The following is a 22358-nucleotide window of genomic DNA, read 5'->3' on the forward strand; positions in this document are numbered from 1 at the left end:
CCAGCTCGCTATCATGTTCGATGAGCGGTTCCCAATGGCCTGAAAAAATGGCACCGCACAAAATTCTACACAGTCTCCGGCCGTACGGGCGTTGGTCGCCAGCGCCCCAAGCCGCAGCCCTCCATCGGGCAGCGGTTCGATGGCATCAAGTGACAGTGCCTTTATGTTAATGACATGTTCGGGCCGTTCGACATCTACTTTCATCAGGTCGATCAGGCCGGTTCCACCGGCAAGGTAACGACTGTGGGGCGGTGCCCTTACAACGGCAGCCAGTGTGTCGGGCCTGCTATAGAAAAATGCCCTCATGCCACCCCCTTGGAAAAGGTCGGAACCGGTCCAGTATTCATTCCCAACCGCAGGAAAGCAGAAGGGTTTCCAGTCCATTCCCCATCAGGTCATTCACTTATTCATGAAATGTGCTGGCTTTATGTCTTTCGCTTTTCGGAACGCCGTGTGCATGAGGCGGAAACAGGTGCGTGCCGATCGAAATCATGCCTGTTTCACCACCATTCCCCCAAAAAACAGGTCATTGATGAATGAGATAAAAAAGTTTTTGGGCCGCCATTTTTTTTAAGACTGATTTTTCCGAATATTTTTGAAAAAGCTTTACCTTCTGTCCAGCCCGTCTGCATGTACGGGCAGGGATCATGACAGATGTGGCGTTGTCCCAGTCGGAGCCGTGGCGCGCGGGCGCAGGGAGCGGGCCAGACCATCCAGCGCCAGCATACCATCAGGCCACAAACCGACATGGGCATGATTGCCGATATGACCTACGGTGCCCGCATTGACCAGTGTTGCCTGCCATTGCGTGGCAAGGGCATGGGCGCGGGGCATCGACAGCCATTCATCATCCTGACTGGCCATAAGCACGGCAGGAAAAGGCAGTGGTGTGACAGGCAGGGGGGCAAAACCGGCAACCCGACCAGAATCGGGCCCGTGATAGTGGTCAATATCCGCCGGTGCGACCAGAAATGCCGCAACGACGCCATCAAGTCCCTGTTCGCTTGCCATGCGCGCACTCAATACGGCACCCAGACTATGGGCCACCAGAATGACAGGCTGGTGGCAGGTCCGAACCGTGCGTTGCAATTGCGCTTTCCAGTCCTGATAGGTGGGACGTGCCCAGTTATTCTGCTGGACGCGGTGCACTGTAATGCCATGTCGGCGTAAAAACAGTTCCCAACGTGATTGCCAGTGATGTGGTCCCGACCCATCCAGACCGGGCACGATGACAATGGCAAGCCCGGCAAGAGCCTGTAGCAGCGCATTTTCCACCGTTGCGCTCTGCTCCGGGGCAGGCGGGACGCAGGGTGGAATGACTGCCGTATGCATCGGGTCCGGATGGGTGCGAAGGAGCAGGGACATCGTCGTGCTTTCGGTATGGACTGTCGGTGGATTGCGGGTGAAGGGGGATGATGGTTGGGAAGAGTGGGCGGTTGCACGTTGTCTGGATGCCGTGCTCCGCCCGGCCCGTGCGGTCTGTCCCCGCGTTTCTATGCTGCGCGCGGGGCGTGCCTGAGGGACGCGCAGCCAATACCAAATCCGCGTGCGGCGCGTATGATCTGGCCAAAGTCGTGCCCGGTGACAGGGGAATGGAGAAGGGTGCTGCGAACCGTGTTGTCGGGATCAATAATGAAAGCTGCATGTTCTTCCAATGCCGGATTCTCTGGCCCGACATCTACCGCCACCCCCTGCCACAGACCAGCAATACGACCCATGTCGTCATGAATGACCGGGAAATCCGGCACGTCAGGCAACGCAATGGCATTCGGGTGGGTTTGCGCATCCGCAAGGCGCGGGGGATGCACCGGCGAAAGACCCAGCAGGCGCACGGGTTGCGGGCATGTGCGTGCCCACCGTATCCCGGCACGCAGGCTCTGCATGGTGTAATCCGCCGGATGGGTCAGGACAATGCGCCAGCACCCATGGCCCCACGTATGGAAACGGATCAGGCCCATGTTTGTCTCGGTCACGAAATCCGGGGCTGTCCAGCCGGGGGAAATTGCCATTGCCTGTCTCCTTGAGTGGGCAGAAGCGAGTGGGCGAAAAACGGTGATGCGTCTGCGTAATGCAGGGCCTGTCGGGACGGGCGCTCTTTTTCCCGACCGTGTCCATGGAAGCGGTTTCCCGGTTTGTGTTGTGGATTATATAAAACACATCCATCAAAATGTGCATATAAAAATTGTCATATAAAAATATAACAAAAAATTATGGAATTATGGGGTGGCATTCCGCACCGGATGGTAGCGTGCACCATAAGGACAGGATGGGGAGGGGGAGGTGCGGGAACATTGGGCAGGGCCCCCAACCGAATGAAGACCATACATAACATATTGTTTAAAAATTAAATAATTCCTTCTGGGCGCATAAAATATCATTCTTTATGATGTATAAGAAATTCCACTATGTGTGAGTTATTATGTGTTGACGTATAGTGCCCTGCGTGTATGATCCCCGTTGAAACGCCAATAATCGTGCAGGATGATTCCCATGATCCAGCCAGCCATGCGAATGCGCAGTACTGATCGATGTCGCACCATCCCTGTCGCTCTCATTATGCGGGCGGCCATTCCATAAAACAGCCGGCGGGAATTCTGCCGGAAACCGTCCGTATCCCATCGCGGACATGCAAGGGCAGTCTTTTCAATGCTTGAATCACGTATCATCGAAATCGACGGTACTTTCCTTGGTACCGTTATCCTTGAGGCGGATCGCCAGACGCGCCGCTTCTATGCCACGCATGACAGTGTAAGGGCGTTCCATAACCATACCCTGCAGGGGCATGACGACGTGGCGCGGCAGGTTGCGCGCCTTTATCGTCGGGCACATGCAAACGCACGCAGGGCTGCGACGGCTAAATAGCCGCAGGATCTGGATCATTACCATGTTGTGGTTAAATAATGATGCGGAGCGGCAAGAATCCGTTTCAAATGTCGGATTGGTAAACAATAAAAGTTTTTGGATGCCGCTTTTCTGAAAAAAGCCTCACCCAAAAATGTCTCCACATTGACGGGCAGGTAACCGGAAACAGTTCCAGAATAAACAGCCCGGATGGGAAAACCCATCCGGGCTATGACTGTGTCTGTTATTCATGCACGTCGTGTAGATCAGGCATGCTGGCCCGCAGGTGGGGTCAACCGGCCGGGATTGGCCTTCCAGTCACGCAGGGCTTCCTCGCAATAGGGCAGGACTTCGAACGCAGCCATCATGCCCAGTGCGCCAAGTGCATAGGGCAGGCCCAGCGGCACGCGTTTCAGCCGAAGTTTCGTGGAACGGATGACCTTGCGGCCCATCAGCGCCTGAACCTGCGGCCAGTGCAGGACCGCGATCAGGGCGACGGCCAGTAGCGGTACCATCTCCAGGAAACTATGGACGTGCTGTTCCATCGGCTGGACTTCACGCCGGGTTACGGCATAGCTGACATCCCACATGGCTGTCGCTTCATGCACGAAGAATGACGCAATCATGAACGACAGGACCGGCGCGTCGATTTCCAGAAACAGCCCGGCCAGAACCGGAAATGCTGCTTCCCCCAGCATAAGCAGATGGATGCCGGTTTCCTTCAGCCCCGTGGTGTGCTCGATATCCGTCCGGCGGTGGCACCACCAGTCCGTAAGCCCGGATGCCAGCCATACAGGTACGACAAAATACTGTATGACCCGGCGTGCAACGTGGCGGGTCGTATCGGTTTCGACCGGTTCATCCTCAATCGGTTTTTTAGGCCGCAAGGCGGATGGCGGGTCCATGGAGGCAGGTTCATCTGCCCTGCGGCCGCGCCACCATGCAATGAATCCAGCCCCCAGGGTCACGGCTCCGGCGCACAGCATGGTGGACGCGTAATATCTTAGAAAAGTACGGTTTGCCATCATGTCCTTGCCCCTTCGTCCTATTGCGGGGCATGGTGATGAACCGTCGCAAACAGTGCGACGATGGCGGGACAGAAAGCTTTCAGGTCATGGGGATTGCGCGATGTGACCAGCGTGCCATCGGTCACCACTTCCTCATCCACCCAATGGGCGCCCGCATTGGTCAGGTCCGCGCGAAGGGAGGGCCATGACGTGATCCGGTGACCCCGTACCCCATTGGCGTTGATCAGGGTCCATGGCCCGTGACAGATGGCGGCAATCGGTTTATCGGCCTGAACGAATTCGCGTACGAACCGCACGGCATCGTCATCCATGCGGAGGTGATCGGGACTGGTGGTGCCGCCGGGCAGGACCAGCCCATCAAAATTGCGCGCATGGGCCTGCGACACCAGCAGGTCAACCTGATAACGGTGGGTGGGGTGAATATCCCCCTCCATGGCCTGGATGTATCCATGGGTGGGGGAAACAAGGACGGTCTGGGCCCCTGCATTGCGCAGTGCCGCGACAGGTTCGGTCAGTTCGACTTCCTCCACCCCGTTGGTGGCAAGGATGGCGATGGTTCTCCCCTCCAGCCGATCATGCCTGTGGGCCTGCATGTCGGTATCGGCATGTGTTTCCGTATCGTGCAGGGGTATGGCATCCGGCATTGCGGCCGTATTATCCTGGGTGCGGACTGTATTGAACACATGGTTGGCCATGATCGTTCTCCGTCAGCTGTAAAAGGTTGCGGGGGGGGCATGTTTTCTGTTGCGACCCCGCCTGCCACCAGTTGGCGTCATAACGACCGGTCAGGATGGATGTTCCCCCTGAATCTGACTGAAGGACTGTGTATTGTTGGGGGAAGGAGGTGTTCCGGCCTTAAAGGATTCATGTAATAAATAATTGATAAAAAAAGAATAAAAATTTTAGGAACCGCATTTTTTTAAATGCGGCGTTCTCTGAAGATTTTTGAAAAAGCTTCACCAGAAACTTTGTTATGAATTTTCAAACAGTCTCCTGTTCATAAAAAAACAGGACGGGATGTATTCATTTCTGAAAATACATCCCGTCCAGGCTGTGTAAGTAAACATGACAAATAAATTCATGGCCCGGATTAACGGCCTTATTTGTTTGGCCCCGTCGTGCGCCCCTGTGAAGGGGGATCACTTGCGGGGAAACTTTCATCCAGTGCTTCGTCGCGGCCCTCATCTTCCTGCTTTTCGGCAGGTGTCTGTGGTTGTTCCTTATCGGGATCAGGTCTGTCCTGCATGGCCATGGTTCCTTGGGGATAAAAACGCCCGCCTGTCGGCCGGTCGTGGACGTGGTTGCGAAGCGGGGGCGGCTGCTGGTCCGGTGAATCGAATGGGAACGGGTCCTGTGGCCCCGGCGGGGGATAATCGCGCGGATGGAACGGACCGGGCGGCGGCAGTGGCGGCTGGCTGGTGGTGTGGGGGAAAGATGTAAACATGGCTGTTCTCATCTGGCTTGCGTATGGGAAACATAACGTGTCCTGTCTGTTTCCCTGCCGGTTGGACCGGGGGCTTTCGGTAATGTTTACTGTTCGCCACTATCCGCGGGCGAAGGGGTCTTGTTGCCGCCATGGCTGCTGCGGCCATAGCTGTCACGCATGCGTTTGTGGCTGGTCGTTTCATTATTCGTTGGCGGCTGGGTGCCGGGCTGTTCCTGCACGGTGCGCGGGTTGTTCCATAACTTGTCTGACGGTTCCACCCGCTGGCCGCTGCGCGAGGTTGCGGAAGGCGGATTCTTGCCTACTTCGGATGCAGCGGAATTGGCTGTTGGCGCAGGGACGGTTTCCGTATCGGTCTGCGCCATGGCCATGACGGGGGCCATTACCGGCATACCGGCCACGACTGCCGCCAGCAGGGTGGAACGCATTGTTTTTTTCATGGTATCGTCTTCTTTCATGAATGAAAATGGACTGAAAACAAAAGCATTCATGGATAGAAAGGTTGCATCCTGTTTGCATGTACAGGGCGATTACCTGCCGTCAGGACAAATTTTATAAAGAAATCGCCCATGCGGCAATATACGAATACATGGTCCGGTTCGACGGGTTTCTGGATTTTCCTCAAACCTGAATGGTGCGGGTTTTTCCCATGCCCGCACCGTTCGTACACTGCCTGTGACATGACTGGGGTGGCACGGCGACAGCGGACAGCAAACAGCTGTTTACGTATTTCTGCTGCCGCGTATTCATGGCTGTCCGGGCTTATGGTCTTCCTTCGCCGCGGAATCAGTGGCGTGTTCGTCACATCCTGCCTGATCCTGATGTCTGCCCTTGTGACTGGTGGCCTCGATCCGCTCATCGTTGTCGCGGGTGGATTCCGGCTCGTCCTCGCCTGCGCGGGGCTGGCCGGTGCTGGTTGCCTTGCCATCCGGGGTATGGGGGGCGTGGCCTTCGGGGGCGTGAAGGGGATAAAGGCCCGGTGGGTGAACACGCGATTGGTGGAGCATGGTTGTTCTCCGTCAAGGGAAGTCGGGGTGGTTTGTGCGCGCCTGCCCCGCCCAGGTCGTGGGGCGATGCAGGCGCCTGCCATGTACCGGTTAACGGATTGCCCAATGAATGGTTTTTTTGGTTTTCTCCCGATCCATTCACGAATGAATATTTAACGGATATGGATATGCCGCAGGTAATGGCATGCCATCATGTTGCGGGCTGTGGTCCCAGCGTGACCTCCACATCATGGGCCTGCCCGTCATCCACCATTTCAACCCTGCCGGTCGCGGGCAGTACAGCACCGTCGCATGTGACATGGCTTATGCCCCGGCAGACATGGTCAGGGTTGTTTACGGTAATGTGATAGGTTGCGGTGTGCCAGCGCACCGTTGCCGTGAACCGTGACCAGTCATGCGGGATACATGGGGTAACCAGCAGTTGCGTGCCATGGATACGCAGGCCGAGGATGGTTTCGGTCCCCACACGCTGCATCCATCCGGCCGATCCGGTGTACCACGACCATCCCCCCCGGCCCACATGGGGCGGGCGCGAATAGATGTCGGCCGCGACCACATAGGGTTCCAGTCTGTAACGGGCCACATCTTCGGGTTTGCCTGTGTGGTTGACCGGGTTCAGCATATGGAACAGACCATGGGCGCGATCACCGTCGCCCAGTACGGCCATGGCCATCGTGGTCCACAGGGCGGCATGGGTGTACTGGCCGCCGTTTTCGCGTATGCCGGGCGGGTAGCTGCGGATATAGCCCGGATCGGGACCAATGGTGTCAAATGGTGGCGTCAGGACGAGGGCCAGCCCCTCGTCGGGCCGGACGAGATGCGCCATGGTCGACCGCATGGCATGTTCCGCCCGTTCGGGCAGTGCGACACCCGACAGCACGGCCCATGACTGTGAAATCGCATCAATCTGGCATTCCGCGCTGGTGTGGGAGCCAAGCGGCGTGCCGTCATCGAAATAGGCACGCAGGTACCAGTCGCCATCCCATGTGGCTTCCAGCGCCGTGGCAAGGGCGCGGGTGTGGTCCTGCCACGCCTGCGCGCGCGCATCGTCCCCGCGTGCGCGTGCCAGCGGGATGAAGGTGGTCAGCGCGTCATGCAGGAACCAGCCCAGCCACACACTCTCGCCATGTCCCTGTTCTCCCACGCGGTTCATGCCGTCATTCCAGTCGCCCGTACCCATAAGCGGCAGGCCATGGCTGCCGACCGCAAGGCTGTGGTCCAGCGCGCGGGCGCAATGTTCGAACAGCGTACCGCTCTGCTCGGAGGTCGCGGGGATCATGAAACGGTCATGTTCGGTAATGGGCAGTATGGGGGCCTGCAGGAAGGGGATAAGTTCATCCAGCACGCCCGTGTCACCCGTCGTGGCGACATAATGCGCCACGGTATGGGCCAGCCATGCACAGTCATCGGAGATATGGGTCCGCACGCCAGCGCCCGTGTTGGGCAGCCACCAGTGCTGCACATCCCCCTCGACAAACTGCCGTGACGCCGCCCGCAGCAGGTGCGCGCGCACGCGCTTAGGGCAGGAAAGCGTAAGCGCCATACCGTCCTGCAACTGGTCACGGAAGCCATAGGCCCCGCTGGCCTGATAAAATCCGGCCCGTGCCTGCACCCGGCTGGCCAGTGACTGGTACAGCAGCCAGCCGTTGAGCATGATATCCATCGTGCGGTCCGGGGTCTGGACCTGTATGCCCCCCGTTACCGTGTCCCAGTGCTGCATGACCGTTTCCAGCACATGGTCCGGACTGGTGGTGCGGTAATGGCCTATCAGGCTGCGGGCATGGTCGGCGTCCGTGCCTTCACCCAGCAGGAACAAGATTTCCGCCCGCCCGCCCGGTGGCAGGGTGACCATGGTCTGCACCACGCCGCACGGGTCCAGCCCGGCGCCCGTCGTCCCCTGCACGCCCCCCGCATGGGTGAAGGCCAGGGGAAGCGCCATGGTGCCGTTGGGGCCGATGAAGGCCGCACGGTCGCCGGAACTGGCGGTAAGGTACCCACCAATATCGGCAAAGGCGACACGGTCCGCGTATTCGGCGTTCCAGCGGTTACGGGCGAACAGGGCGCCGGTCTCTCCATCATGTTCGGTCATGACAAAGGGGGCCGCCGTGCTGCGCGCTGGCCCCAGCACCCATTCCACATACGCGGTGACGGACAGCGTGCGCGGCAGGTCCGACCGGTTATGCAACTGTATGCGCGTGATCTTGACCGGGTCCGATACCGGAACGTATTGCACCAGGCTGCTGGCTATCCCATGCGCCACGCGGTCCAGACGCGTATAGCCGCGTCCGTGGCGCGTGACATAGGTGGCGGCGGTGTCACGCCGGGTGGCGGCGGTCGGGCACCACAGGGTGCCGGTGTCCTCGTCATGGAAATAGAAGACTTCGCCCGCGTGGTCACTGACCGGATCATTCGACCACGGCGTGATCTGATGTTCGCGGCTGTTGCCAGCCCATGTATAGCCACTGCCTTCCGCCGAGACCTGGAAGCCGAATGTGTCATTGGCGATCACGTTGATCCATGGCGCGGGTGTGGTCTGGCCGGGGCCAAGCACGATCACATATTCCCGTCCGTTGCTGGCAAAGCCGCCATGGCCATTGAAAAATTCCAGTTCGGGCACCGGTGGCACGTCAAATGCCGAAGGCGGCGGCGGGACGGGTGGCAGGGCAGGCGGGAACTGTCGCGTCCGTGGCCTTTCCCCCTGGTCAAGCTGTGCGGACAGCGCGTGGTCCGCATCCAGCACCACACGGGCCACGGATATGATCAGATGGCGCACGGCGGGCGTAATCAGGTCGGCGCGCAGCACGCGCACGGAACCGGCGCCACCCGGCGCGCGCGGGACCGCACGGACAAGCTGGTCAAGCGAGACCTGCAGGTCTTGCAAATAGGACGACGGATGTTCGTTAAGAATGACAAGATCCACCGCCAGTTGCTTGAGCCGGAAATATTCATGCGCCAGCAGCAGGATACGCACGATATCCGTCCTGGAATTTTCCCGCACCCGCAGAACGACAATCGGCAGGTCACCAGAAATGCCCTGTTCCCACAGCAGCGGCTGCGCCCCGGCTCCGCGCATGATTTCTGCAGGGGCTGCCCGCAGGTTGGGGGTGGCGAACAGAATGTGGCTGGCCAGCCGCTGGAACAGGTCCGCCATGGATGGGGGAACGTCCAGATGGCGCAACTGCACCTGCGCCTGCGTCCACGCCAGCGTGCGTGCGCGTTCGAACGCGGCGTGGTCCTGATGTGTGTCGATCAGGTCCAGCAGGGCTGCACGGGTGGGGGCGACCATGGTCCAGAACGTGACGCGTGCCATGGCGCCAGGACGCACGGATACCCGCGCACGGATGGCAAGGACAGCATCCAGCACCGTCCCGGTCGTGCCCGACAGGGGGGCATGCGTGGCCATGGCGGCGGGATGACGTGCGTCGTGCCTGCGACCGATGAAGCGGGCGCGGTCTGTCTCGACCTCAATCGGACTGTCACACAGGGCCAGATGGGCGACCCAGATCTCCGGTTCGTCCGCCGTGCGCCTGCGGCGTGTGGCGATCAGGGCGCGGGACTGGGGAAGATATTCGGTCTGCACGAACAGCTTGGTAAAGGCGGGATGTGCAAGGTCGGCATTCTGCGCCAGCAGCACCGGTTCGGCACAGGACGTGATGTCGATATCCAGCGTCTCGCCGCCTGCGTTGAAGACCGATACCTGTCGTACTTCCGCATCGTTTTCGGCTGATACCAGTACATCCAGCGTGGTGGTGACCGTCCCGTCACGACGGGCGAATTCCGCGCGGTCTTCATGAAAGACCACGGCATATTCATCGGGGACGGTATCGGTAGGTTGCAGGCCAGCCGACCACAGGCGACCTGTCCTGCGGTTGCGGATGTAAAGATACTGACCGTATTCATCCCGCGTCGCATCTTCGCGCCAGCGCGTGATCGCCTGTCCCTGCCACCGGCTGTAACCCGATCCCGCCGCCGTCAGCATGACCGTGTACCGACCGTTGGACAGCAGGTGCGTGACCGGGCCGCCCATGTCGGCGCGGTCAACGTACCGCCCCGCAGGGGTTGCCGTGATGCGGACGGGGGTCTGGGTATCATCTTCGGATGGCAGGGGACGGGCGACAGCGCCGGTGCGGGGCGCGCGTTCCTGCAGCAGCAGTTCGGCCGAGGCAATGACCGGGTCATCATGGAAACGCGCGCGCATGATGCCATTCATGACCGCATCGGCCACCGCCAGGATGGACATGCCCTGATGGTGGGCCATGTAGGCACGGATGATCGCGACGCGGTTATTGTCGGGAACGCGGTCGGGCGTGTAATCCAGCGCTTCATACAGGCCATATCGGCCCAGTGCCCCGGTTCGTTCCAGCGTATGCAGGTTGGCCACCGCTTTCTGCGGATCAACCATGGCGGCCAGCATGGTGGCGTAGGGGGCGACCACCGTATCCAGCCCCAGCCCCCGCTTCAGCCCCAGTCCGGGGATGCCGAAATTGGAATACTGATAGGTATAGTCAAGGTCGCGCGCGTTATAGGCGGATTCCGATATGCCCCAGGGAATGTCGCGGTCCTGCCCATAGGCGATCTGGCGCTGCACGATCAGCTTGTTGGTCTGTTCCAGAAGGCTGCCCACGGGTGCCCGCATGACCAGCGAGGGCATGAGGTACTCGAACATCGACCCCGACCATGAAACCAGCGCCGCCCCGCTGGCCACCGGCGTTATGGACCGGCCAAGGCGGAACCAGTCATGGGCAGGCATGTCGCCCTTGGCTATGGCGAAGAACACCGCCAGCCGCGCTTCGGACGCCAGCAGGTCGTAGCAGTTGGCGTCCTGCGTGTCCTCCGCCACAAGGTAGCCGATGGACAGCAGCTTGCGCGACGGGTTGCACAGGAAGGCGAAATCCATGTCCTGCGCCATGCGTCGCGCCTTCTGCGCCACGACTTCCAGCCGCGCGCCCAGCGTTGCGTACAGCTCCCCATCAAGGTCACGCAGGTGGCTCTCCAGCGTACGCATCGGGGCGGTGGTCCAGAACATCAGATCGGCGGCGTCTTTTTCATCCTGGCCCGATGGGGGACCTGACATTGTCGCCACGTGATCCATGATCGTGCTGGCCTGACGGTGCAGGGCCGACAGTTCTGTCCCCGACCGGGTGACGTCAGCGGACTGCACGGCGTTTTTCAGTCCCGTCAGCAGTCGCAGCAGCTGCCGCTGTGCCCGCGTATGGGTCATGAGCACACGCCTGCCATTATGGAACGTCAGGTCGGCAATGGCGATATTCAGCGCATCTGTGACACCTTCACGCCATGTGTCGATTTCCGGCCCGTTTTCCAGCCATCGCTGGCATGCGCTGGACAGTGCTATGAGGTGACCGGCCAGATTGCCGCTATCGACGCTGGAAATATAGACGGGATCAAGCGGACGCAGGTCGTCGGTGGCATACCAGTTGTAGAAATGCCCGCGGTAGCGTGGCATGGTTTCCAGCGTGGCAAAGGTCGCTTCCAGCCGGGCCACGGTGTCGGCCAGGCCAATCCAGCCGAAATCGCGCGCACTGGCGCAACACAGCAGGTACAGGCCGATATTGGTGGGCGAGGTGCGCCGGGCCAGCACGGGGGCCGGATCTTCCTGAAAGTTGTCCGGCGGCAGCATGTGGTCCGCAGGCGTGGTAAAAGTTTCAAAAAAGCGCCACGTCCGGCGCGCGGTCATGCGCAGGATACGGATATCGGTGCGCGATGGGCGCGAGCGCGCAGCAATGACCGGCGTGCGGCTGGCCCACATTGCCACTGCGGGCGAAAGGCCCCACAGCGTTGCGATGGGCACGGACATGAACAGGCTCCATGGCGCCCAGATGACCGTGGCGGCAATGCAGCCCCCACCCAGCAGGGGGGCGGAGATCATCCGCCCGTAATATCCAGCAAGACCCGAACGCATCAGCCCCGCGATCTGGGCTGCGGGCACCCATTGCAGCATGTGGCGGCGCGTGATGATCACACGCACCAGCGTGCGTGCGATTGCATCCGTCATGATGATGGCCTGATGGGCAAGGAAGGTGATGGTGAGGAAGGTCATCACCGCGGCCTCTGCGCTTTTCGCGCCAATTACGCTGAGGTAGCTGCGCAGCGTGATCCATTCCCGCCGTGGCACGATATCGGGCAACACTGGCAGGAACGCGGGCAGCGCCAGCGCCAGCAGAATGAAGGTCGTCCAGATCAGTGCTGCATGGAACGGCAGGAACCACCCCGCCACAAGTGTCGCCAGCGCCAGTGGCATGCACAGGGTGCGGCGCAGGTTGTCCAGCATTTTCCACCGCGCGATGCCCGAAAGCCGGGAACGTACGGGTATGCTGCGGGGCGGCAGGCTGGATACGATCCATGGTAGCAACTGCCAGTCGCCCCGCGTCCAGCGGTGCATCCGTTGGGCCGCGACAAGGTAATCGGTGGGGAACTCCTCCACCACCTCGATATCCGTCACCAGGCCGGCACGGGCGAAAATGCCTTCGAACAGGTCATGGCTGAGCATGGCGGAGTCCGGCACACGTCGGACCAGTGCGGCCTCAAACGCGTCGATATCATATATGCCCTTGCCTGCGTATGACCCTTCGCCAAACATGTCCTGATACAGGTCGGATACGGCGGCGGAATAGGCGTCGATGCCGCTGGCGCTGGCGAAAATGCGCTGGAACAGCGTGCTCTGGTGCCCAACGGGCAGCGATGGCGTAACCCGTGGCTGCAGTATCGCGTAACCTTCATGCACCCGTCCCGATACGGGATCGAACAGCGGTGCGTTGAGGGGATGGGCCATCTTGCCAATCAGGCGGCACACGGTTTCCAGTGGCAGGCGCGTATCGGCATCAAGGGTGATGACATAGCGTATGTCCGCAGGCAGGGGATGGGCGGGGGGCAGGAAGGTCGTGTCCGCAGCCCCGCGCAGCAGGTGGTTGAGTTCATGCAGCTTGCCACGCTTGCGTTCCCACCCCATCCATACGCCTTCGCTTTCGCACCACACGCGCTTGCGGTGCAGCAGGTAAAAACGCATGCCATGCGGGCCGTGGCCGTATTTCCGGTTAAGGCGTTCCATGCCCGCGTGCGCCAGCGCCAGCAGCCGCTGGTCATCGGGCGCATTGGCGCTGTCATGGTCGGTCCAGTCGGTCAGCAGCGCGAAATGAACCGCGTCATCGCGTACGGTCAGGTAATGGACCTCCAGCCGCGCCACCAGTTCGCCCACGGTTTCTTCCGTCGTCAGCAGTGCGGGCACAACCACCATGGTACGCAGGCGGGCAGGGATGCCGTGCAGGAATTCCAGCCCCGGCAGGGTGGTGGCATGAACCGCCTCCAGCGCCACGCGGTTGACGCAGGCGACCGCTGCTTCAGACACCGGTATGAAGGCCAGCGCAGGCAGCAGCCAGGCGGGATTTATGCCGCTCTGCCAGGTCAGCCATATCGGAATGGCGATGAAAAGCATGGTCAGCAGCGTGACCACAATGCTGTAGGCCGCGATCCCGTATGCGCAGAAGCCCCTTACCATGCGGCGCGACATGGTGGGCCGGAAACGGATGCCAGCTTCCAGCGCGGCCCGCCCGGCCATGAGCAGGTAATAGCCCGGGTCGGCGCGGCGCGGGTCGTCCGTGCCCGTGGCCTGTGCCGCGCGCGCCATGGCTACGGCCTGTCCGGCTATGGCCATTTCGGTCAGCTGGCTGCCACGGGCCAGTTCCTCTATGGCCTTGCGATACAGGTCCCGGCTGGCGAAATCGGCCTGTGTAAAACTGTCGTAATCGGCAAAAAGCCGGTCGATCAGGCAGACGCGCTCAAACGCCTCGGTCCAGTCAAAACCCGCGATCAGACGCAGGCTGGTGATGATGTTGCGGATGGTGGCGTTGAACGCTCCCTGTTCATGCAGGTCATCGCGCACCGCGTTGTCAATGGTTGTGCCCCGGTCCGCCAGACGCTGTTCCAGCCAGACAAGGGCGGGATCCTTTTCGGGGTCCAGCCCACGCGAACGGTGGGCAAGCTGCGCGGTAAACGCGCAGTTGAGGATGCGCGGGTCAACGGCTGCCAGAAAGCCGGACATGGCGGCCTGCGTGCCCTTGCGGTAGGCATCGAGCTGGTCGGCCAGCTGGTCGGCGGCCCGCCTGCTGGCGTTATTGTCCATGATCGCGCCAACAACACGGCGCAGGTTTTCAATCAGGACGATCCGCAGCGTGATGGAAACCGCCCAGAGTTCACCGATCGTAAGCGGCGTCACACTCTGGTACGCCAGCAGATAATTATACAGGATTTCAGGCTGCAGGTTGCTGTCGGTATGGGCAACCAGCGCCCATGTCACACCAAAGACCCTGGGCAGCCCGGCAAACGGGCCGCTGGCCAGCTTGGGCAGGCGCGCGTAATAACCGGCAGGCAGGTCCAGATCCGTCTCGCGTATCTGCATGTCCACCAGTGCGTAATTGTCCGCCAGCCACTGGGCCGCGGGTGTCAGCTGTTTTCCGTTCTGGATATCCTGTGCAATCTGTATGTCGGCAGCGCGCAGAAACGCCCCGTTTTCCGCCAGCCGGCGTGACAGGGGCCTGCGGCGTTCATGGCCACGTCCATGGGGAATGATGGTCTGGGCGGCGGCAAGGCTGCGGGCATGGGCTTCCAGTCGTTCCATGCCAAAAATCTCGCTTTTCAGCGGGGCGAAGTCATCTTCCCACGTGGGCAGGGGCGTGCGGCCCAGCAGGCGCGCAAGCCACGGATGCCGTGTTGACCGGAATGCAGGGTCGGGCTGTGGGAAGGTGGTGGTGGTCCCGTCCATTTTCTGCTCCAGTTTCATGCACGCCCGGGTCTGTGGAAAGGCTGCGGCCCGTGCTGTCGCTCATTTTCGGAAAAGGCTTTTTCTTGGCTGCGGTGTGGGTGACGTAGATCCGCGCAGTATGGTCGGCGGTGTCCCGTCGGGCGGCTGGGACGGCGCTGGACCGGGTGCCGGGGGGATGGTGGTCCCGTTGCGGGGGGAATGCCCCGTCGTGTCGGGCACGGCTGTCGGTTGCGTTCCGTCGGGTGGTGTGGGCTGGCCCGGCTGCGCGGGTTTTTGGGATGCACCCATCCTCTGTCCTCCTCTGTTCGGGGGAATACGGGGGCGGTGTAGGGTCATGTCAGCTTGTACGGGCATGGCGGCGACCCCGCGTGGGCCGGATGGCCGCCAGCCTGTCATGAACGTGCCCATCCGGCCTGCGTTGCATATATATTTCCACGCGTTTTATTGTATTTTGAAAAATATCCATCCGGATCTAAAAATAAAAAATCTGGAAAGTTACAGAACGTATAAGGAACTTTTTTAGGCAATACTGTATAGGGCAAAGACAGGCCATGCCGTTTCTGTCGGCCCATCAGGGTGCCAGGTGTATGGCATGCGTGCCAGCAGGCAGGATGCCCGACCACCTGCCGCGCGCCATACCGGGCGCAGGATCTGTGCATGCCATATTTTATTACAGGATATGGCATGCAGGCGGGATTGGCGCAGGGCACCGACCCTGTCTTGGTGCGTTATCAGAAGGGGCCGTGGCAAATACCCGGCACCCTGACAGGTATGGCGCGCATGTCCAATGTAGGGCGGTTTGAATTCATCCTGCTGCTGATCGTCCTGATCGTGGGGCTGGAACTGGTGGCGCGCAAGCTGCGCCTGCCGCCTGCGGCTGCACTGGTGCTGGGGGGGATCGCCATTGCGCTGGTGCCCGGCGTGCCGGTGATCGGGATTGATCCCGACCTGGTACTGATCGTGTTTCTGCCGCCGCTTCTGCTGGCAGGGGCGTATTTTTCCGTCTGGCATGCATTCCGGACGCATCTTCTGGGCATATTGCAGCTGGCGGTGGGGGGGGGTGCGTTTACCACGCTGGCCGTGGCTGTTGCGACACGCTGGCTGATTCCGTTCATGCCATGGGCCGCCTGTGCTGCCCTGGGCGCGATCGTGGCGCCACCTGATGCGGTGGCGGCGAAGGCGGTGCTCAAGCATGTGCCCCTGCCCGAACGGATGACGACGCTGCTGGAGGGCGAAAGCCTGCTGGATGATGCCGCCAGCCTTGTAATCTACCGTTTTGCCACGGTTGCGGTCATGACCGGCAGTTTTGGGGTCGTGCATGCCACGGTCACGTTTTTCTTCCTGGCGTTGGGTGGACTGGTGCTGGGCTGTGCGCTGGCATGGGTCTGGATCAGGCTTCTGGCGCGGGTGCGTGACCGTATCCTCAGCATCACCATGACGCTGCTGCTGCCATGGGTGGCCTATATCGGGGGGGAGCAGGTGGGGGCTTCAGGGGTCATCACTACGGTCGTGGCCGGACTGGTACTGGGCTGGCGGCAGCATGACGTGTTCAGCGCTGATGAACGCCTGCGTTGGGCGGCGGTATGGGAAGTGCTGGTGTTCGTGCTGGAATCTCTCGTATTCGTGCTGATCGGCATTTCGCTGCATGCCATCGTGCTGCGCCATATGGGTACGCCATGGGTGGCGCAGGACGTGTTTCGCCCTGTGGCAGGTATCGTGGCCGTGGTGCTGGTGTCGCGGTTTGTCTGGATGTTGATGACGGAAGGCATACGTGTCGCGTTCCTGCCGCGTGGCAGGCGACCGGGATGGCGGCCATTTTTCAGCTTCGTCGCCATCATGGGGTGGTGCGGCATGCGGGGCGTGGTCAGCCTTGCCATCGTACTGGCGCTGCCTGCGGAAATGCCGAACCGTGACATCATGCAGATTGCGACCTTCGTGGTCATTCTGGTGACCGTTCTGGGCCAGGGAACGACCATTGGCTGGGTCATCCGCATGACAGGGGAGGAACGGGGGCAGTCACGCGGGCAGCGCCATCACCTGTCGGTGTCGCAGGCGCGCGCGCTGATCGCCAGGTCACAGGAACATGCCATGCGGCAACTGGCCTTTGCACCCGACGGGCAGATCGTCCATTCCCGCCTGCTGGAACAGTACGCCTACCGCGCGGAACTGGCCGAACGTTTCAGCCATGAACAGCAGGCGCTGCAGGGGCGCAAGGATGCGCATTACCGCGCACTTCTGGCGACCATTGACGCGGGTCGGGCCGAACTGCTGCGCCTGCACCGCAGCGGTGAAATCCACGATGCCGTCCTGCACCAGCTGGAACACGAACTGGATCTGCAGCAGATGACGGCGGAAGGTGGCCTGATCTGACCCTATCCGGTCGCCTGCGCCATGATGCCTTCCAGCCAGTCGGCAAACACCTGCAGGCGGCGCGACAGGTGCTTGCGATGGGGATAGAGCAGCGTCATGGGCATGGGTTCAGCCCGGTAGCGTGGCATGACCTCCACCAGTTCGCCAGCTGCTATATGGTGGCGCACGTCATAGGCCGGGACCTGTATCAGCCCAAGGCCCGCAAGGCAGCAGGCCACCAGGGTTTCCGCGCTGTTGACGCTGACCCGGCCGGGCAGGTCCATGGCACGGGTCCTGTCGTCTTCCATCCATTCCCATGCCTCCACCCGTCCGCTGGAAGGCGAGCCGTAATGCACTGCCTCATGCTCCGGCAGGTCGGCCGGGCTGTGGGGCACGCCATGGCGGGCAAGATAGGCGGGACTGGCCACGTTGATGATGGCCAACTCCCCCATCCGGCGTGCGATCAGTCCGGAATCCGACAGGGGACCGACACGCAGCACGCAGTCGATCCCGTCCTCGATCAGGTTGATGGCACGGTCGGTAACACCCAGTTCGATTCCGATTTCAGGGTAACGGTCCAGAAATACAGGCAGGGCCGGCGCAACCAGCAGGCGGCCGATCCGTCCGGGCATGTCCACGCGCAGCAATCCGCGCGGGTTGCCACGGTCATGGCGGAACAGGGCCTCGGCCTCCTCCACATCCGCCACCAGCCGCTTGCAGTGGTCATAAAACGCCATTCCGTCCGGCGTGGGGGCAACTGAGCGCGTGGTGCGGGCCAGAAGTCGTGTGCCCAGCCGGGATTCAAGTTCCTGCACGGCGGTGGAAACCGTGGAACGCGGCATCTTGAGCGTATCTGCAGCCTTGGTGAAGCTGGCGGTTTCCACCACGCGGGCAAAAATGCGGAAAAGGTCGACACGGTCCACGATCATCACCGTCAGGCTGCGGGTTTGTTCGCGTTTCCTGACATGTGTTGTCAGGAAAGGGAACTTTATACTCCGATTTTAACTGATAACTTATAGACATGAACAGTGCGGCATATGTCCGCACAGCATGAACGGAGGCTGCATATGGCTGATCATAGCATCAAGGGTAAAACGGTCCTGATCGCGGGTGGGGCGAAGAACCTCGGCGGCCTGATCGCGCGTGACCTTGCGGCACATGGCGCGAAGGCCATTGCCATCCATTACAACAGCGCCGCGACACGGCCCGAAGCAGAAAAGACCCTTGCCGACCTGAAGGCTGCAGGCGTCAACGCCGTTGCATTACAGGCCGACCTGACGCGCGATGGCGCGGTGGCCAGGCTGTTTGCTGATACGGTTGCGGCCATCGGTCGCCCCGATATCGCGATCAACACGGTGGGCAAGGTGCTGAAAAAGCCGATTGCCGACACCAGCGAGGCTGAATTCGATTCCATGTTTGCGATCAATACGCGCGTTGCGTATTTCTTCATCAAGGAAGCGGGCATTCATCTCAATGACCATGGCAAGCTGCTGACTATCGTTACGTCGCTGCTTGGGGCTTATACCCCGTTCTATTCCACCTATGCCGGGTCGAAGGCGGCAGTGGAACACTTCACCCGCGCCGCGTCCAAGGAATATGGCGCGCGTGGCATATCGGTCAACGCCATCGGGCCGGGGCCGATGGACACACCCTTCTTCTACGGACAGGAAGCGCCGGAAGCCGTGGCATACCACAAATCGGCTGCCGCCCTGTCACCGTTCAGCAAAACGGGCCTGACCGACATCGAGGATATTGCCCCACATGTCCGCTTTCTCGTATCCGATGGGTGGTGGATGACCGGCCAGACCACGCTGATCAATGGCGGCTATACCACAAAATAACGGCCCGGTTTCAGCAGGTGTCCCCGCCGTTAACCCACGCGTGTTTGCCTGACCCGATCCCGTCAGCCCTTTCAGGGCGACTGGCAGGTAACGGGCCTGCCCGTGTGGGTTTCGGGCAGCAGGAATGGCTGTCCAGCCCCCACTCCTGTAATCATAAGGAAAGTTTTTGGTGAAGCTTTTTGCAAAAAGCTTCGGCAGCCAAAAACGTTTGTTTTTTAAAACAGATCTTTATTGATATCCGGCGGCCTGAAGTTCAAACAGTTCCGCGTACCGTCCGCCCTGCGCCAGCAGTTGTTCATGTGTGCCGGCCTGCAGGATATGGCCATGTTCCAGCACGACAATCCGGTCCGCCGTGCGCACGGTGGAAAAACGGTGTGAAATCACCAGCGCCGCCCTGCCATGCCGCAGGGCACGCAGACGTTCGAACACGTCTGATTCTGCACGCGCATCAAGTGCCGCTGTCGGCTCATCAAGTATCAGCAGGTCGGCATCGCGCATATAGGCACGGGATATGGCGATTTTCTGCCATTCCCCACCGGATAGTTCCCGCCCGTTCGCCACGCGCTTGCCCAATGGCTGGTCATACCCCATTGGCAGTTTGCCTACGACATCATCGGCCAGTCCCTCATGCGCCGCAGCCTCAATACGCTGCGTGTCCGCAAGGGCCGAGATCCGGCCCACGGCGATATTTTCCGACGCGGTCAGGCTGTAGCGGACGAAATCCTGGAATATGACGCCGATATGGGCGCGCAGGTCCGCAAGATCCATATCGCGTAGCGGCACGCCATCCACCGTGATCTGCCCTTCGTCGGGATCATACAGACGGGTCAGCAGCTTGACGATGGTGGTTTTGCCCGCCCCGTTTTCCCCCACCAGCGCCACGGTTTCGCCCGCGCCAATGGTCAGGTCCAGATGCCGGATGGCCCAGCGGTCCGTACCGGGATAACGGAAGCCCACGTTTTCAAACCGGATGCCCTGTCTTATCGGTGACGGGAAGGGCAGGGCCGCCACAGGCGAGATGATGGACGGGCGGAGGTCAAGAAAAGCGAAGAAATCATTGAGGTACTGCGCCTGGCTTGCGGTCTGCGTAATGCCCAGCAGCAGGCTGGACAGAAGCGCGTGCAGGCGCAGGAATGATCCCGAAAGGAATGTCAGGTCCCCCACCGAAAACTGCCCGCGCACCGTATCCCATACAATGACCAGATAGACCCCGTAATAGGCCACCGATCCGATGGCCGCGAAGGCCCCACTCCAGACAAAGCGGCGCAGGGCCAGCCTGCGGTTCTGTTCCAGCACGGTTGCAGCGGCAGCGCGGAAGCGGCTCACCAGGAAATCCCCCAGCCCAAACAGCTTGAGTTCCTTGGCATGTTCCGCGCTGGCGCCCACATGGCGCAGATATTCCATTTCGCGGCGTTCAGCCGTCTTGGCCCGGATCAGGCGGTAGCCTTCGGCATTGAACCGTGCCTCCCCCGCGGCCGAGGGCAGGAGGGCGATGACCAGCACCAGCACCATCCATGGCGCGAATGCCACGACGCCAATCGCAAGCGTCAATGCGGTTACGGCGGTCTGGGCAATGTTGAACAGTTGCACCAGCAGGTTGTTGCGGCCCGATGCCTGCCGGCGCGCGCGCTCCAGCAGGTCCTGTAGCGTGCTGGATTCAAACTGCTGCAGATCCAGTGTCGCGGAATGTCCCATCAGGGCAAGGCTGACGGAATTGATATAGCGTTCATTCAGCAGCCCATCGACCAGCACGATCGCGCGGGATGTCAGGTCCGACAGGATGATGAGGGCGAATTCCAGTGCAATCCAGCCCTCCAGCCGGGTGGCTGGTCCATGCAGCATCCAGTCCAGCAGGGAACCTGACGGAGTGGCATGGGTGCTGGTGCGGATGACCTCGTCCACGATCAGCTTGCCGACATACAGCGCCAGTGGCGGCTGGATGGCCTGCACCAGTCGTAGTGCGAGGCTGGCCAGTGTCAGGGCAGGGCTGCATTTCCATATCTGGCGGAACATGCGCGGCACATGCCCGTACACTCCGAACCGTGCGCTCAGGCGCGTCCGCCATGATGGGGCGGATGGGTTACGCTGGTCTGGTGTATCGGGGGGGGCGTTCAATCAGGAATGGCTCCAGCAAGGACACGAAGGCGTCTTCAACGGCGCGCGGGTTGTGGTCCCGATCATGACTGGCCCAGTATTTCCGCCGTGGCGCGGTTCAGGATGGCGGCGATGCGGCGGGCTTCTCCTTCCCCGCAGCCAAGCCTGCGGCGTATGGCGTGCTTGATTGCATGTCGGGCTTCATGCAGTTCGTCGGCTTCAGGCCCGTCCGTGCCATTAACCCCGGCAAAGGCATCACGCACTTCCGCCATCCGGCCACCGATACGGGCCAGGGTTTCCAGTATGATATCCGCCTGTTCACGTCGGGCGTCCAGATGGGTGCGGCCAGCATCCGTCAGGGTATAGCACTTGCGGTTGCCCTCACGGCTGGCGGCGGCGTGGCCGATTTCATCCAGATAGGTCAGGGCAGGGTAGATCATGCCGGGGCTGGGTGTATAGAACCCGTCCGAGCGTTCTTCCAGTTGCCGGATCAGTTCATAGCCATGCGCGGGCCGTTCAGCCAGCAGGGCCAGCAGGACAAGCTGCAGTTCGTCCGAACCAAGCTTGCGTCCGGCCGGGAAATCGCCCCGGCCAAACCCGCGTTCAAAGCGGCCACGCCGTCCTCGGCCCTGCCTGCAGGCATCGGACCGGGGGGATTGGAAAGGCGTCTGTTCGTCAGTCATATCGCGAGATATAAACTATCTTAAGATACATTCAATGATCTGCCACACATGACTGCCCTCAACCATGAACGTCTTGCGCTTGCCTGATCCATAAGCGTGGCCGGATGCAGATGACGCTGTCGCGTTATGGTGGACTTCCCCCACGTGATCAAATGGACAGGTAGTATTTTCCTGTCGGATATCAGGGAAGAAGTGCCCTGATCGTGAAGACTGTTTCAGGGGCTGTTGGGAATTGAGTTTTCTAAAGGGCCATGATGTGTTTCAAAGACCATATGGATCGCTTCATACTGACGGA

Annotated in this window: 15 protein-coding genes; 3 read left to right on the forward strand and 12 right to left on the reverse strand. The window is 60.8% G+C overall.

Annotated features, from left to right (window positions below; all coding sequences use genetic code 11):
• From MSKU9_RS01055 to MSKU9_RS01065, 3 genes are all read right to left on the reverse strand, one after another.
• Window positions 1-306: FAD binding domain-containing protein (locus MSKU9_RS01055; protein WP_227002293.1), on the reverse strand; the 306-nt coding region annotated here is incomplete at its 3' end.
• 339 nt (window positions 307-645) lie between these two features.
• On the reverse strand, window positions 646-1365 hold the full coding sequence (locus MSKU9_RS01060; protein WP_141259509.1) for an RBBP9/YdeN family alpha/beta hydrolase: 720 nt from the start codon (window positions 1363-1365) through the stop codon (window positions 646-648).
• Between the two features lie 128 nt (window positions 1366-1493).
• Window positions 1494-2009, reverse strand: a complete 516-nt coding sequence (locus tag MSKU9_RS01065; protein ID WP_141259510.1) for a thioredoxin domain-containing protein — start codon at window positions 2007-2009, stop codon at window positions 1494-1496.
• Between the two features lie 637 nt (window positions 2010-2646).
• Between MSKU9_RS01065 and MSKU9_RS01070 the strand changes: the two genes are divergently transcribed.
• Entirely contained in the window at window positions 2647-2862 is a 216-nt protein-coding gene (locus MSKU9_RS01070) for a hypothetical protein (RefSeq protein ID WP_141259511.1), read from the forward strand.
• Between the two features lie 245 nt (window positions 2863-3107).
• Here MSKU9_RS01070 and MSKU9_RS01075 read toward each other — a convergent pair whose 3' ends face one another.
• The 6 genes from MSKU9_RS01075 to MSKU9_RS01100 all read right to left on the reverse strand — a co-directional run bounded on the left by MSKU9_RS01075 (window position 3108) and on the right by MSKU9_RS01100 (window position 15114).
• Complete coding sequence (locus MSKU9_RS01075) at window positions 3108-3869, reverse strand: hypothetical protein (RefSeq protein ID WP_141259512.1); 762 nt, start codon at window positions 3867-3869, stop codon at window positions 3108-3110.
• Between the two features lie 17 nt (window positions 3870-3886).
• On the reverse strand, window positions 3887-4564 hold the full coding sequence (locus MSKU9_RS01080) for a type 1 glutamine amidotransferase domain-containing protein (protein ID WP_141259513.1): 678 nt from the start codon (window positions 4562-4564) through the stop codon (window positions 3887-3889).
• Between the two features lie 404 nt (window positions 4565-4968).
• Window positions 4969-5313 (reverse strand): hypothetical protein, encoded by a 345-nt coding sequence (locus MSKU9_RS01085; protein ID WP_141259514.1) that lies wholly within the window; start codon window positions 5311-5313, stop codon window positions 4969-4971.
• Window positions 5314-5399: 86 nt separating this feature from the next.
• Window positions 5400-5753 (reverse strand): hypothetical protein, encoded by a 354-nt coding sequence (locus tag MSKU9_RS01090; RefSeq protein WP_227002294.1) that lies wholly within the window; start codon window positions 5751-5753, stop codon window positions 5400-5402.
• Window positions 5754-6059: 306 nt separating this feature from the next.
• Entirely contained in the window at window positions 6060-6320 is a 261-nt protein-coding gene (locus MSKU9_RS01095) for a hypothetical protein (protein WP_141259516.1), read from the reverse strand.
• 190 nt (window positions 6321-6510) lie between these two features.
• Window positions 6511-15114, reverse strand: a complete 8604-nt coding sequence (locus MSKU9_RS01100) for a GH36-type glycosyl hydrolase domain-containing protein (protein WP_141259517.1) — start codon at window positions 15112-15114, stop codon at window positions 6511-6513.
• Between the two features lie 762 nt (window positions 15115-15876).
• Between MSKU9_RS01100 and MSKU9_RS01105 the strand changes: the two genes are divergently transcribed.
• Entirely contained in the window at window positions 15877-17466 is a 1590-nt protein-coding gene (locus MSKU9_RS01105) for a cation:proton antiporter (protein ID WP_141259521.1), read from the forward strand.
• A gap of 2 nt (window positions 17467-17468) precedes the next feature.
• Here MSKU9_RS01105 and MSKU9_RS01110 read toward each other — a convergent pair whose 3' ends face one another.
• On the reverse strand, window positions 17469-18368 hold the full coding sequence (locus MSKU9_RS01110) for a LysR family transcriptional regulator (RefSeq protein WP_162853789.1): 900 nt from the start codon (window positions 18366-18368) through the stop codon (window positions 17469-17471).
• Window positions 18369-18512: 144 nt separating this feature from the next.
• Here MSKU9_RS01110 and MSKU9_RS01115 point away from each other — a divergent pair, with 144 nt between their 5' ends.
• Window positions 18513-19286 carry an SDR family oxidoreductase gene (locus tag MSKU9_RS01115; RefSeq protein ID WP_141259518.1) on the forward strand — a complete coding sequence of 258 codons (774 nt, stop codon included), beginning with the start codon at window positions 18513-18515 and terminating at the stop codon, window positions 19284-19286.
• Window positions 19287-19514: 228 nt separating this feature from the next.
• Here the strand turns inward: MSKU9_RS01115 and MSKU9_RS01120 are convergent, their stop codons facing one another.
• Window positions 19515-21401, reverse strand: a complete 1887-nt coding sequence (locus MSKU9_RS01120; protein WP_141259519.1) for an ABC transporter ATP-binding protein — start codon at window positions 21399-21401, stop codon at window positions 19515-19517.
• Window positions 21402-21463: 62 nt separating this feature from the next.
• Complete coding sequence (locus tag MSKU9_RS01125; RefSeq protein ID WP_141259520.1) at window positions 21464-22063, reverse strand: PadR family transcriptional regulator; 600 nt, start codon at window positions 22061-22063, stop codon at window positions 21464-21466.
• Window positions 22064-22358 lie beyond the last annotated feature (295 nt).

This window comes from Komagataeibacter diospyri (genome assembly GCF_006538165.1).
Classification (GTDB): Bacteria; Pseudomonadota; Alphaproteobacteria; order Acetobacterales; family Acetobacteraceae; genus Komagataeibacter; species Komagataeibacter diospyri.

Bases quoted from the DNA above. Each gene is read 5' to 3' on its own strand.
- MSKU9_RS01080 (WP_141259513.1), bottom strand. From the start codon at position 4,564: ATGGCCAACCATGTGTTCAATACAGTCCGCACCCAGGATAATACGGCC.
- MSKU9_RS01115 (WP_141259518.1), top strand. From the start codon at position 18,513: ATGGCTGATCATAGCATCAAGGGTAAAACGGTCCTGATCGCGGGTGGG.
- MSKU9_RS01100 (WP_141259517.1), bottom strand. From the start codon at position 15,114: ATGAAACTGGAGCAGAAAATGGACGGGACCACCACCACCTTCCCACAG.
- MSKU9_RS01095 (WP_141259516.1), bottom strand. From the start codon at position 6,320: ATGCTCCACCAATCGCGTGTTCACCCACCGGGCCTTTATCCCCTTCAC.
- MSKU9_RS01125 (WP_141259520.1), bottom strand. From the start codon at position 22,063: ATGACTGACGAACAGACGCCTTTCCAATCCCCCCGGTCCGATGCCTGC.
- MSKU9_RS01065 (WP_141259510.1), bottom strand. From the start codon at position 2,009: ATGGCAATTTCCCCCGGCTGGACAGCCCCGGATTTCGTGACCGAGACA.
- MSKU9_RS01075 (WP_141259512.1), bottom strand. From the start codon at position 3,869: ATGATGGCAAACCGTACTTTTCTAAGATATTACGCGTCCACCATGCTG.
- MSKU9_RS01105 (WP_141259521.1), top strand. From the start codon at position 15,877: ATGTCCAATGTAGGGCGGTTTGAATTCATCCTGCTGCTGATCGTCCTG.
- MSKU9_RS01090 (WP_227002294.1), bottom strand. From the start codon at position 5,753: ATGAAAAAAACAATGCGTTCCACCCTGCTGGCGGCAGTCGTGGCCGGT.
- MSKU9_RS01060 (WP_141259509.1), bottom strand. From the start codon at position 1,365: ATGTCCCTGCTCCTTCGCACCCATCCGGACCCGATGCATACGGCAGTC.
- MSKU9_RS01070 (WP_141259511.1), top strand. From the start codon at position 2,647: ATGCTTGAATCACGTATCATCGAAATCGACGGTACTTTCCTTGGTACC.
- MSKU9_RS01085 (WP_141259514.1), bottom strand. From the start codon at position 5,313: ATGTTTACATCTTTCCCCCACACCACCAGCCAGCCGCCACTGCCGCCG.